The sequence below is a fragment of the Halobacillus faecis genome (assembly GCF_007991335.1).
Classification (GTDB): Bacteria; Bacillota; Bacilli; order Bacillales; family Halobacillaceae; genus Halobacillus; species Halobacillus faecis.
The window spans coordinates 20,938-33,529 of record NZ_BJYD01000026.1 but is presented as its reverse complement, the minus strand read 5'-3'; the positions used below and the strand labels follow the sequence as shown (position 1 = coordinate 33,529).

12 protein-coding genes are annotated in these 12,592 nt (G+C 45.9%); 11 read left to right on the top strand and 1 reads right to left on the bottom strand.

Translation table 11 applies throughout. The annotated features are described in order from the left end of the window. Positions 1–68 precede the first annotated feature (68 nt). The 11 genes from HFA01_RS13840 (at position 69) to HFA01_RS18940 (ending at position 10,787) form a co-directional block, all read left to right on the top strand. The gene (locus tag HFA01_RS13840; protein ID WP_146817233.1) at positions 69–1,010 is read left to right on the top strand and encodes an ABC transporter permease; all 942 of its coding nucleotides are present in this window, start codon (positions 69–71) and stop codon (positions 1,008–1,010) included. A gap of 16 nt (positions 1,011–1,026) precedes the next feature. Continuing rightward, complete coding sequence (locus HFA01_RS13835) at positions 1,027–1,866, top strand: ABC transporter permease (protein WP_146817231.1); 840 nt, start codon at positions 1,027–1,029, stop codon at positions 1,864–1,866. Between the two features lie 16 nt (positions 1,867–1,882). After that, on the top strand, positions 1,883–2,911 hold the full coding sequence (locus HFA01_RS13830; RefSeq protein ID WP_146817229.1) for an ABC transporter ATP-binding protein: 1,029 nt from the start codon (positions 1,883–1,885) through the stop codon (positions 2,909–2,911). Further along, positions 2,862–3,824 carry an ABC transporter ATP-binding protein gene (locus HFA01_RS13825; RefSeq protein ID WP_146817227.1) on the top strand — a complete coding sequence of 321 codons (963 nt, stop codon included), beginning with the start codon at positions 2,862–2,864 and terminating at the stop codon, positions 3,822–3,824. Before HFA01_RS13830 ends, HFA01_RS13825 begins: the two co-directional genes overlap by 50 nt. Before the next feature lie 3 nt (positions 3,825–3,827). Continuing rightward, positions 3,828–4,493: a DUF1028 domain-containing protein gene (locus tag HFA01_RS13820; protein ID WP_146817225.1), complete on the top strand. Its 666-nt coding sequence runs from the start codon at positions 3,828–3,830 to the stop codon at positions 4,491–4,493. A 51-nt stretch (positions 4,494–4,544) separates the two neighbouring features. Then, positions 4,545–6,665: a helix-turn-helix domain-containing protein gene (locus tag HFA01_RS13815; RefSeq protein WP_146817223.1), complete on the top strand. Its 2,121-nt coding sequence runs from the start codon at positions 4,545–4,547 to the stop codon at positions 6,663–6,665. A 13-nt stretch (positions 6,666–6,678) separates the two neighbouring features. Continuing rightward, positions 6,679–7,821 carry an amidohydrolase gene (locus tag HFA01_RS13810; protein ID WP_146817221.1) on the top strand — a complete coding sequence of 381 codons (1,143 nt, stop codon included), beginning with the start codon at positions 6,679–6,681 and terminating at the stop codon, positions 7,819–7,821. 346 nt (positions 7,822–8,167) lie between these two features. After that, positions 8,168–8,461, top strand: coding sequence for a YrhK family protein (locus HFA01_RS13805; protein WP_146817219.1), 294 nt, complete (start codon positions 8,168–8,170; stop codon positions 8,459–8,461). A gap of 254 nt (positions 8,462–8,715) precedes the next feature. After that, positions 8,716–8,931 (top strand): hypothetical protein, encoded by a 216-nt coding sequence (locus tag HFA01_RS13800; RefSeq protein WP_146817218.1) that lies wholly within the window; start codon positions 8,716–8,718, stop codon positions 8,929–8,931. Between the two features lie 289 nt (positions 8,932–9,220). After that, complete coding sequence (locus tag HFA01_RS13795) at positions 9,221–10,273, top strand: lactonase family protein (RefSeq protein WP_146817215.1); 1,053 nt, start codon at positions 9,221–9,223, stop codon at positions 10,271–10,273. 337 nt (positions 10,274–10,610) lie between these two features. Next, a complete protein-coding gene (locus HFA01_RS18940) occupies positions 10,611–10,787 on the top strand; it encodes a hypothetical protein (protein WP_167506247.1) in 177 nt (58 codons plus the stop codon). Positions 10,788–11,013: 226 nt separating this feature from the next. On the opposite strand, the gene HFA01_RS13790 is transcribed toward HFA01_RS18940, so the two are convergent. After that, positions 11,014–12,540: an AbgT family transporter gene (locus tag HFA01_RS13790; RefSeq protein WP_146817213.1), complete on the bottom strand. Its 1,527-nt coding sequence runs from the start codon at positions 12,538–12,540 to the stop codon at positions 11,014–11,016. Positions 12,541–12,592: the final 52 nt, after the last annotated feature.

The window sequence follows — 12,592 nt, the reverse complement described above, 5'->3', positions numbered from 1 at the left end:
CGACCTTGTCTTAAGGCCGCTTTTTCCTTCATCAACAGAAAATTTACCGTGTGGGAGGGAGAATTAAGGTGATTCAATATGTCTTTAAGCGGCTGCTCGTTTCCATTCCGGTCTTGTTCGGAATTTCGATTGTAGCCTTCTTCATCGTTCGACTTGTGCCGGGAGATACCGTAACAGCGATGCTTGGGAACAGCTATACAGAAAGCCAGGCCGAAGCGCTGCGTGCGAAATATGGATTGGATCAACCGCTGATCCAGCAATACTTGACTTGGTTAGGCAATGTATTCCAAGGGGATTTTGGTTATTCACAATTTACGAACACCCCGGTCCTTCAGGCGATTCTGGTTCGATTACCGATTACGATTGAATTGGCCATTTTAAGTGTGGTCATTGCGGTGATTCTGGCTATTCCGCTTGGAACGATCGCGGCTCTACGCAGGAACAGCAAGTTCGATTATGGTGCCAGCCTGTTCGGAATGCTTGGAATTTCAATCCCGAACTTTTGGCTCGGTACATTAATGATTCTTTTCTTATCGTTGTATGCAGGATGGTTCCCATCTGGGGGCTTTGTCGGCCTTTACGAAAGCGTGTGGGGAAATTTGAAAAGCATGCTTTTACCGGCGATTGCTTTAGGGACGGCTGTCGGGGCGGTAGCGATGCGAATGACCCGCTCTTCCATGCTTGAAGTGACCAATCAGGAATACATCAAGATGGCTCGGGCCAAAGGGGTCTCCAACCAGCGCTTGATTTGGCGACATGCGATTAAGAACGCGTTGATCCCTGTCGTGACGGTGTTAGGAATTCAGACCGGGTACTTGCTCGGAGGCTCTGTGGTCATTGAACAGATCTTTGGTCTGCCTGGTGTCGGTCAGCTAGCGCTTGCTGCGATTACTAACCGGGATTACGCCCTGCTGCAAGGAACGATTTTGTTTATCGCAAGCGCCTTTGTTCTTGTTAATTTGATTGTCGATATCATTTACGGATTTCTGAATCCACAGATTCGTTACTAGGAAGGAGGGATCATAGGTGTCAGACCTGTGGTATCAATTAAAGAAGAATAAAATAGCCATGTTTGGTTTATTCATGACCTTGATGTTGATCATCCTCGCTATTGCGGCTCCTCTTGTAGCTCCATATGATCCTTATAAGATGGCCCCTGACGCAAGGCTTGCCGGCCCGAGTTTGGCTCACTTATTAGGGACGGATCAGTTTGGCCGTGATATTTTGAGTCGTATCATTTATGGAACAAGGATTTCCTTGCAGGTGGGGATCATTTCCGTTGGTCTTTCCCTCGTGATTGGGACGATCATCGGTGTAGTCGCAGGCTACTACGGAAAATGGGTGGATGCCGCGTTGTCCAGGTTAACCGATGTCATGTTTGCGTTTCCTGATATTTTACTTGCTCTTGTCATCATGGCGATTCTAGGACCGAGCCTGACTAATCTGATGATTGCTGTTGGAATTGTTTATATTCCAATCTTTGCACGGATTGCACGCGGATCCGTTCTTTCTAATAAGAACTCGCTTTATATTGAAGCCGCTCAGTCCATGGGTGTCAGCAACTTAAAAATCATGTGGAAGCACATCCTTCCGAACAGTATGGCCCCGCTCATCGTACAGGTGACCTTGTCGTTTGCCTTTGCCATTCTCGCAGAAGCTGCGCTCAGTTTCCTAGGGTTGGGGGTTTCACCCGATACGCCTTCCTGGGGAATCATGCTGAGTGAAGGAAAGAACTGGATGGAGTCCGCCTGGTGGATTGCTGTCTTCCCTGGGATTGCCATTACGTTAGCGGTCTTCAGTTTCAATGTTATGGGAGATGGACTACGTGACGCGCTGGATCCTCGCCTGAAGAATGAGTCAGCGTAAGAAAAGGAGAGATTCGATGTCTGATTACATTATGGAAGTCAATGACTTGAAGACCCATTTTCATACGAAGAAAGGCGTCGTCAAAGCGGTTGACGGAGTCAGTCTCAAAGTGAAAAAAGGCGAGATTCTCGCGGTTGTCGGAGAATCTGGCTGCGGAAAAAGTGTGACGTCCCAATCGATCATGCGACTTGTGGGAGACAAGAGCAGTGAAGAAGTGACCGGAGAAGTGCTTTATCATGGGCAGGATCTTCTGAAGAAATCGAGTTTGGAGATGCAGAAGATCCGAGGAAAAGACCTTTCCATGGTATTTCAAGACCCGATGACTTCCTTGAATCCCGCCTATACGGTTGGAACGCAGATTGCGGAAATGCCAATCATCCATGAGAAGAAGGATAAGAAGTCTGCCTGGAAACGAGCGGTAGAAATGTTGACCAAGGTCGGCATCCCGTCTCCGGCGAAGCGTGCCGAGCAGTACCCTCACCACTTCAGTGGAGGGATGCGTCAGCGCGGGGTCATTGCGATGTCCCTCGCCTGTGATCCTGATCTGATTATTGCGGATGAGCCGACGACGGCGCTGGATGTGACCATTCAGGCTCAAGTGCTCGACATTTTAAAAGGGTTGAGAGACGAAACCGGTACAGCGATCGTGATGATCACTCATGATTTAGGCGTGGTGGCTGAACTGTGTGACCGTGTCGCTGTCATGTATGCCGGCAAGATCGTGGAAGAAGGTACGGTGGAGGATATTTTTGATCGTCCGAAGCATCCATACACGCAAGGGTTATTGAATTCTGTCCCCCGGCCAGGCAAACGAGACCGGCTGGAGCCGATTGAAGGGCACCCGCCGAACCTGCATGACCTGCCGGAAGGGTGCCGATTTGCTGAACGATGCCCGTTCGTCATGGACCAATGCTTAGAGAAACAGCCGGATCTTATACCATCGGAGTCAGAGCAGCATACCGTGGCCTGCTGGTTAGAAGAGGAGGATAACAACGATGACAACGGAAGAAATCGTACGCGTCGAAGGCTTGAAGAAGTACTTTAATGTTTCGAATGGATTGTTCAAAAAGAAAAGTACGGTTAAAGCCGTCGATGACATCAGTTTTTCTGTCCATAAAGGAGAAACGCTTGGGATCGTAGGGGAATCCGGATGTGGGAAGTCAACGACCGGACGTCTGTTGATGCGGTTGTTGGATGCGACCGAAGGTTCCATCTATTTTGAAGGAGAAAACATCCTCGATTGGGATAAAAAAGAGCTAAAAAAACGCCGTAGAGACTTTCAGATGATCTTTCAGGATCCATTTGCGTCTCTAAATCCGAGGATGACTGTCATGGATATCATCGAGGAACCTTTAGTGACGGTCGGAATGCCGAAGAAGGAACGGAAAGGACGCGTTCATAAGCTCTTGAAGGATGTTGGAATTCCTGAGAGTTACAAGGATCGGTATCCGCATGAATTCTCTGGTGGCCAACGTCAACGGATCGGGATTGCCCGTGCTCTTGCCTTAAAGCCGAAGTTCATTGTTGCTGATGAGCCGGTAGCCGCTTTGGATGTCTCCATTCAGGCGCAGGTCATTAATCTTTTGATGGATTTGCAGGAGGAGTACAATTTCACGTATTTGTTCATCGCCCACGACTTAAGTGTCGTCCAGTATATCAGTGACCGTGTTGGGGTGATGTATCTTGGTCAGATGATGGAGCTCGCGGAGAGTGACGATCTTTACGACGAACCGCTGCACCCCTACACGCAGGCGCTGCTATCTTCCATTCCCGTTCCAGATATCCATGTAAAAAGGGAAAGAATTCCACTGGAGGGTGAGGTGCCGAGTCCGGACAATCCTCCGTCAGGGTGCCGTTTTCATACACGCTGTCCCATTGCGACAGAACAATGCAGGCGGGAGGTTCCAGCATTCAGAGAAATAAAAAATGGTCACTATGTGGCCTGTCATGAGGTGTAAGCTATGAAACTAAACACATTTTCAATTATCGCCCGCTGTCCTGAAACGGGGAATTTCGGGGGAGCTGTCGCCACTTGTTTCCCAGGGGTTGGAGCGTATTCCCCACATATCGAACCGAATGTGGGAGCGGTCGTTACTCAAGGGTGGGTCAACCCGCCGCTTGGGCAGGAAGGGCTCGCTCACCTCAAACAGGGGAGGACGGCCAATGAAACGCTGAATCATCTCTTGCTGGATGACCCGGGCAAAGAACTCCGTCAAGTCTCCGTCATGGATTCCTACGGCAATTGTGCCGCATATACAGGAGTGGAAAATGACGACTACAAAGGTCACAGGATTGGTGATCAATATTCCATCCAAGGCAATTTGTTAGCGGGACCTGAAGTGATGGATGAGATGGCTTTGGCCTTTGAGAATTCAACAGGTCCCTTAGCTGAACGATTGATTACAGCGTTGGAAGCAGCGGATGCAGCCGGCGGGGATGTACGGGGCAAACAGTCATCAGCGGTTAAGGTTGTCGCTGTAGATCAATACCCATTTGTTGATTTCCGTGTCGATGATCACGAAGATCCCGTCCGTGAGTTGCGCCGCATCTATGAGAAAAACAAATCGGTTCTGATTGAACGCTACTATGAATGGATTGATGCCGTGAAAGAAGGAACCGTTTTTTAAGAATTTTCTTTTTTCGACAATCTCTTCTATAGTAGAAGATGAGGTGGAGCGATGAAAACAGAGTTGCTAAAGCAGTTGAAGAATCAATTCGATCAGGACCAAATCTATTTAATTGATAAAGCATCCAGGAAGGCGATTTCTGGAAGGGAGAACTTTATTAACGTAACCAGCTGGATCGATCTATGTCTCGAGAGTCAGGAATCGGTCATTCATATATCCTCGACCATGCTTGGATTCCAATATAAGGACATGATCGTTGTTCTTGCTGGTTCCACTCCCTATAACGAAAAAGAAGCGTATGACTATTTCCATCAATATGAGCCTTGGCTGAAATTGCTGATGAATTATAGGAAGGATCAGGAGAAGCAAAACTCTCTCGATCTATTGATGGATGTCGCTCATACGCTTGCTTCTCGTATGTATGAAGACAACCTATTGGACATCATTATTGAGTCTGTCGTTGATGCGCTTTCTGCCGCTGACACAGGCTTTTTGTTCTTACACGATGACAAGCTTAACAAACTACTGGTTCAATCGGCTGTCGGTTTTAAAGAACACAGCTACAAGAAAACGAGACTAACCGTAGGCGAAGGCGTAAGTGGCCTGGTGTTTCAACATGGGAAGTCTATGATGATTCACGGGGAGAAAGAAATTGCGGGAACGATGGGCAATATGTCTGAGTCGAACTTTCAGTATTACATTGACTCGACCATAGATAAAGCATTCCCAGACAGCATGATTTCTGTTCCGTTACGCTTCCAGTACGAAACCATTGGCGTACTTACCATCGATAGTTTCAAAGGGGAGAGCTTTTTCTCCGAACAGGATTTGGAACTGCTTGAATCGCTGGCTGACCACGTAGCGATTGTCATTACACATTCGAAACTTTATAAACAGGAACGAAAGCACCGAAAAGAATTGCAGCAAACGCACCAGGCGTTAAGAAAAGAGCATGTCACCATGCAGCGTACGACAGACTTTCACCACCAGCTGACGAACATTGCCGCCCGGGGAGAAGGGGCCTATGCGATCGTGCGTACACTGAAGCGAATGGTCCGGTATCCTTTTGCTATCTATGACTCGTTATTGAAGCCTTTTTACATAGATGACGAAGCGAAAGAAAAGCACCTGCCGGAGAAGTTCCTCAACCATGATCGTGTAAAGAAAGTGATCTCGACGACCAAGTGGCAGCAAATCACGACAGAAGGAGAAGAGCGGTTAGTCGTTCTTCCAGTCGTAGGGGTGGATTCCATGTGGGGCTTTCTTTGTGTATGGATCGACTCCGCGGACTTCTTTGAAAATGATATCGTGCTGTTTGAATACGGAGCAACGGTGCTGTCCTTGGAATTAACGAAGCAGGATGCTATAAAAGAAGCCGAGAACCGGGCGAAAGGTGAACTTGTGGAAGGGGTGCTGGCAGGAGAAATGACGCCTTCTCTTGAAGTTCAGGCCTCGAATTTAGGGTTCCTGCCTTCGGATTATTACGTCATGGTCTTGTGTAAAGTGGACGCTTCCCCAGGGGAAAAGGAAGACATGCTTCAAAATGCACGAAGACAAAAAGATGAGATAGTGGAGTCTCTGGAACACGCGTTAGCGATCAATCAAATCAATGGGATTGTATCCATGAACAGTTCTTACATCTTTGCCATGGTCAGTTTCCTGGATGGACAAGGGAAAATGGCGGCACGGGAAAACATCAAGCCTTTTGTGCAGCAAATGGAGAAGACGTCCGCACCTATTAAACTGGGCGTCGGACGCGTGCATAAAAATCTATCGAATTTGAATCAATCCTATAAAGACGCAGAGAAATGTATGCAGCTTCTTGAGAATCAGCCCGGCAAAAAGGTCATGAGTTTTGTCGAAGCCGGCATCTATCGTTTTTTCCTGCAGCATAGCGAGGAAGAGCTGCACCTGTATGTCTCTGATATTCTCGGTTCTTTAATTGACTATGATCGGAAGAAGAATGGAGAATTGATTCCAACGTTAATTACCTATATTACCTACGATAAAGATCTGCGCAAGATTACAGAACAGCTGAATATACATGCCAATACGCTTTATTACCGCATCAGAAGAATCCAGGATATCCTTGAGCTTGATTTTGACAACTCAGGGGACTGGTTCAATGTGCAGCTTGCTTGCCAAGTCTATACGTATATTAATGAGAATTAGGGAGGAAAAGTCTATGCTAGCTATACAAAATGTAACCATTATCCCTGTCACCGGTCCTCCTATACATGAAGGTACGCTCGTGATTGATGAGGGAAAGATTAAACACGTCGGAAGGGACGTTGATGTCTCTGGTTGTGAGGAAGTGATTGAAGGAAGAGGGAGAGTGGTGACTCCTGGCTGGATCGATGCGCATACCCATTTAGGAATCGATGAAGAAGGTGTTGGCTGGGAAGGAGCCGACTTCAATGAAACCTCTGAACCGATGACACCGCATCTACGTGCGATTGACGGGGTGAACCCAGCTGATCAGGGGTTTATCGACGCTGCTGAGGCAGGAATTACTTCCGCACAGGTTCTTCCTGGCAGTGCCAATGTCATTGGCGGGTTGACGGCTGTTGTAAAGGTGAAGCCTGGCAACGTCGTTGAAGATATCGTTGTGAAAGAAGAAGCAGGACTGAAGATGGCACTCGGAGAAAACCCGAAAAAATTCCACGGTCAACAAGGCCGGGCTCCGGTGACCCGGATGGGGATCGCGGCAATGATTCGCGAACGCTTCGTTCAAGCGGCTCATTATATAGAAACCGATCAGCTTCGCGATTTAAGACTGGAAGCAATCGGAAAAGTTTTAGAACGAAAACTTCCTCTTTGTGTCCATGCCCATCGGGCGGACGATATTATGACGGCGATCAGAATAGCCAATGAGTTTGAAATTGACTTACATATCGAACATGTCACAGAAGGGCATAAGATCGCCCATCATCTTGAGAAGTATAAGGAGCGCTATAAGTTTTCGGTAGGGCCGACGTTGTCCAGCCGAAAAAAAGTCGAGCTTGGAAACATTTCTTGGGAAACTTACGCCACCCTGGATGATCACGGGGTTCCTTTTGCCATAATTACTGATCATCCTGTCATCCCTATTGGTCAGCTTCAAACATCAATTCAGCTTGCCGTCAAGGCAGGTCTTGATTCCGATGTTGGTTTGGAGGGAGTTACGATTCGAGCAGCAGAGGTTTTGGGAATCGCCGATCGTACAGGCAGCATCGAGGTTGGAAAAGATGCCGATCTCGTATTATGGGACAAGCACCCAATCAAAGAGAACGGCCGTGCAGAAATGACCTTCGTAGACGGTGAGAGGGTTTACAATATCCACCATTGAATCGAGAAAAGCACAGCAACGTTCAAACGTTGCTGTGTTTTTTCTATTGGGCGTGTATTGGATAGTATAAGAAACAGAAGGAACAGATCCTGTCGTTCATGCACATTGCTTCTGCTGTCGGTTCAGCTACTGCTTCTGTTTGGCATGCGTCTTGAGTGCTTCCACTAATCTTATACATCCTTTTGCTTTCTCCTCACCTCCCCATGCTGTCTTTATTGTACGTCATCCGAAATTTTTCACCATCGATCTGAGCAGTTCGGTATGGAGGTACTGAAAAGGGAATGTCTACCAGACTTTCGTTATAAAATTTAATTCAGAAGGGAATAGTTGTAGGGGAGGTGAAGGTTTGTCCAAACAAAAGTCAAACAAACAAAAATATGTGGATGCTCATATAAAGAAACACAATCTCTTCTCTAAAAAAACTTATGACATTCTTTATACGGTCAACGACATCCTGCTTGGAGTGACGTTCTTAATGGGAAGTGTCCTCTTCTATTTCGAACCTTCGAGGAACTGGGGCGTGACCTTATATATTCTTGGAAGTACCCAAATGATCCTTCGCCCTACCCTTCGACTTATTCACTACTTTCACATGCGCAAGGAATACGGAGACCAGTATGATCAACAGCACCAGTCATGATCTTCTATTTTGCAGTGTGTGCCTCACAGGACCTCTGGGTCATCCCATTTGGTTTTATTCTATTCTTGAAAGAGTGGATCGTGGTTTTCTGTATAAGAAGCAGGAAATCGGCGGAATGGTGTAGTAAATAATAGGTACAAGAATTTATATGCATTCTTGTCACTGTGCGTTTTTCCTTATGGCTTCTGGTATTTCATAGAACTTGACGGAGAAACGTCACAGTAAGGAATCCTATGATATAAGGGGGCGTACACATGGCAGAAGTATCTTCAATGATACAGGCTGTTGATGTGTTACTTGGGAAGGGGCTGTCTAAGCGGGAGATTTTAACCAATGTAGATAACAGCCACTTTCCGTTTGACGATGAAGAAGTTGTGATGACCTTTATTGATCTGCAGATTGAATGTTCCTCTGATGAAGAGTTTGACAAGTTGGCCGCGTATTTATATGGATTTCATTTAAATCAATAGTAAATCATATGGGAAAGGAAGGTGCAGGATCAACCGTAGACCGTTGATCCTGCACCTTCTTTCCTTTTAACTTGGGTAATGAAATGAGCTGCTAAGGAGACATAGGATCATTCGTGAATCTTAGATGGGAATATGGAAAGGTCATATGAAATCAATCAGATCCCTCTATACATCAGGCGTCTTCCTTTAATTCGTACAGATCGCTTTTGAGCGTGCAACCGTTTATGAGATAATGAACAAGGATCGTTTGAATAATGAGATGCATTCTAATACTTAAAGGAGTTTGATTATGGCAGAGTATGTTGGATATGTTGGAACGTACACAAAACAGGAAAGTAAAGGCGTCTACCAGTTCACGCTTGATACGGACAACAAAGAATTAAAAGATGTGAAGCTGGCTGCTGAATTGGGAAACCCTACGTATGTCACGGTAAGTGACGATCATAAGAACTTATATGCCGTGACGAAAGAGGGAGATAACGGCGGCGTTACAGCCTTTGCGATTCATGAGGAAACAAGGGATCTGACGAAGTTAAATACCCAAACAGCTGCCGGCTCTCCGCCGTGCCATGTGAGTACCGATCATGAAAACAGCACAGTGGTCACAGCCAATTATCATACAACGAACATTGTATCCTACTTAACCAATGAAGATGGATCACTGAATCCAGCCACTTCTGTTGTGGCCCACGAGGGCACCGGTCCCCATGAGCGTCAGGAAAAGCCTCACATGCATTATGCCGGTTTTACACCAGATGAAAAATATGTGATTGCCATTGATCTTGGCAGTGATCGTGTCATTACGTATGAGGCGGATGAAGGAAAATTAATAGAGGTACAAGTGTTCAACACCACACCTGGGAGCGGACCAAGACACATCACGTTCCACCCGAACAAGAAGTATGCGTATGTTATGACCGAGTTGAGTTCTGAGGTCCTCGTCCTGCATTATAATGAAGAAGTTGGAAGCTTTTCTGAACAACAGTCCGTTGCGACCATTCCAGAAGACTTCCATGAAACGAATGACGGAAGTGCGATCCATGTTTCTTCGGATGGACAATTTGTCTATGCCGGAAACCGTGGACATAACTCCATTGCCGTTTATAAAGTTGACCAAGACACGGGTAAGTTAACGTTCATTGAATGGACGTCAACCGAAGGCAACTGGCCGCGTGATTTTGTGCTGGACCCATCAGAAGAATTCCTGATTGCTACCAACCAAAAATCAAACACGATGACATTGTTTGACAGAGACAAAGCCACAGGGAAGCTGTCTCTCGTTCAATCAGAAGTTCAAGTACCAGAACCTGTCTGTGTGAAATTTATTGGTGGCGTGAAATAGTCTTAACTAAGCGGGAGGATAAATGTTTTAGGCTTTGTTCCTTTCTAAATAATTTTCTTTTCCGATAAAATTATAGGACGATTAAACAGCTCAGCATCCACGATTTAACGATGATGTTGAGCTGTTTTTTAGTTTTTTCACTAGGCAGAAGTAATGAAAATTCATAAACTGAATCTTAAAAGAACTCCTTTAATGTTGATCCTAAGGGGGATTTTACGGTGAACGTTACATCACTTTGGGGCTGAAACCATACGCCGGGCATTGTTGCTCATCATCCACACGTTTTTCTTTTTCACCCGTATTCTAAATGGAAAACCAATGGAAGAGGAGAGATGATATGGGGGACTTAATCCCTTTTCCGCCATCAGGAAAAGAAGAGCCTGAATACTTTCAAGAAGTCCGGATGTATATAAGGAAGATGAGAGAAGCGAGATCAAGAGCAGAAGCGAACTATTATTACAATATGGCAAAGATCACCTTAAGAGAAAATGGACATAATGTAGAAGACTTGTGATTGACCTGTGGGCGGGGAATATAACCCGTTCATGGGGGTTTCCGATCGTTTTGTATCATCGTTCAATCCAACTTATTTACAAATAATTGAACAGCCCAGCCTCCCCACTCGTTCGTGGATGCTGGGCTGTTTTTATTTTTCATGAAACTTTCCGTTACAATCATTCTCTTCCATAGTGACAAAAAAATGGCTCCCTGAGAGGAGCCATTTTTTATGGTTCTAAGGTTTAATTGATATACATGCCTACACCAGGACCAAACGGAATGCCTAGGAGAGCAAAGGCAAGCAATAAGACAATCCAGACACTTAGGAAGATCACGGCATATGGAAGCATCAGGGCAATCAGTGTACCAAGACCAGCTTTCTTATCGTATTCTTTCATAAACGCAAGAACGATGATGATATACGGGTTCATTGGTGTAATGATGTTCGTTGATGAATCGGCAATACGATAAGCGGCTTGGATGAAGGCCGGGTGATAGTCTAATAGATAGAACATCTTCAGGAAGATCGGTGCTTCCAGTGCCCACTGAGCGGATCCACTGAAAATGAACATGTTCATGACGGCCGTCAAAAGAACAAAACCAATGATAACCGGTAGACCGGTCATGTTAATAGAACCTAAGAAGTTCGCTCCGCTGACCGCAATCCATGTTCCGATGTTTGTCCAATCGAAGTAAGCAATGAACTGGGCAGCAGCGAAAATCAAGACAATAAAGCCGGACATTTCTTTCATAGCTTCGCCCATGTAACCGGAGATATCGCGTGTCGAAGTGATTTTCTTAACGGTCACACCGTAAGCTACACCGATCGTAATGAAGAATAAAAGAATGATAGGAACAATTCCGCTTAAGAATGGAGAAGGGATGATTCCGCCTTCTTCGTTTCTAAGAGCTGAACCTGGGATCGCAATCGCGACAATCAATAGGGCAATAAAACCAATACCTGCAAGGACTGCGTTTCTGAATCCACGCTTTTCAAGTTTCGTACTTTCCTCTAGTTCTGTACCGCCTTCCCCTTCATATTTTCCTAGACGGGGTTCAACGATCTTCTCTGTGATGAGTGCACCTGTGACTGATAGAAGTACAACGGATGCAATCATGAAGTACCAGTTATCGACAGGGGTGACGACGATGTTTGAATCCAGGCTTTCCATGACCTCTGTGGAAATACCGGAAAGCAAGGCATCGGTACCGGCAATGATGATGTTTGCTGTGAAACCAGAACCCACACCAGCAAATCCGGCAGCAAGTCCTGCTAATGGGTGACGACCAAGCGTGTAGAATACCATGGCAGCCAGTGGTGGAACGATAACGAAGGCAGCATCGGAAGCTAAGTTACCTAGAATACCAACAAAAATAACCGCATAAGTAATTAATGATTTCGGGGCTTTCAAAATCGTACTCTTAATCGCTGTTTCCAGTAAACCGACTTTATTGGCTAGACCAATACCAAGCATCATGGCCAATACGAGGCCGAGCGGCTTGAATCCAGTGAAGTTTTCGAGCATCGAAGTCAGGATGTACTGCAAGCCTTCTCCTGAAATCAAACTCTTGATCGGAATCTCTTCGCCTGTCCCAGGCTGGGTTGTCGTCACATCAAAAAGGGAAATGATCCAGGAACCTACAATCGTAAAGACAGATAGGTAAACAAACAGCATAAATGGATCGGGCAGCTTGTTCCCCACTTTCTCCACGCCGTTCAACAGCCTGGAAAATCCTTTTGCTTTCTTCGTTGAGCTTTCTTTGCTCATGTAAACCATCCTTTCTATATTTAGGAAAAATTCCTTTATTGTTCCGTAAAAG

Bases quoted from the DNA above. Each gene is read 5' to 3' on its own strand.
- HFA01_RS13795 (WP_146817215.1), top strand. From the start codon at position 9,221: ATGGCAGAGTATGTTGGATATGTTGGAACGTACACAAAACAGGAAAGT.
- HFA01_RS13815 (WP_146817223.1), top strand. From the start codon at position 4,545: ATGAAAACAGAGTTGCTAAAGCAGTTGAAGAATCAATTCGATCAGGAC.
- HFA01_RS18940 (WP_167506247.1), top strand. From the start codon at position 10,611: ATGGGGGACTTAATCCCTTTTCCGCCATCAGGAAAAGAAGAGCCTGAA.
- HFA01_RS13800 (WP_146817218.1), top strand. From the start codon at position 8,716: ATGGCAGAAGTATCTTCAATGATACAGGCTGTTGATGTGTTACTTGGG.
- HFA01_RS13810 (WP_146817221.1), top strand. From the start codon at position 6,679: ATGCTAGCTATACAAAATGTAACCATTATCCCTGTCACCGGTCCTCCT.
- HFA01_RS13790 (WP_146817213.1), bottom strand. From the start codon at position 12,540: ATGAGCAAAGAAAGCTCAACGAAGAAAGCAAAAGGATTTTCCAGGCTG.
- HFA01_RS13825 (WP_146817227.1), top strand. From the start codon at position 2,862: ATGACAACGGAAGAAATCGTACGCGTCGAAGGCTTGAAGAAGTACTTT.
- HFA01_RS13820 (WP_146817225.1), top strand. From the start codon at position 3,828: ATGAAACTAAACACATTTTCAATTATCGCCCGCTGTCCTGAAACGGGG.
- HFA01_RS13830 (WP_146817229.1), top strand. From the start codon at position 1,883: ATGTCTGATTACATTATGGAAGTCAATGACTTGAAGACCCATTTTCAT.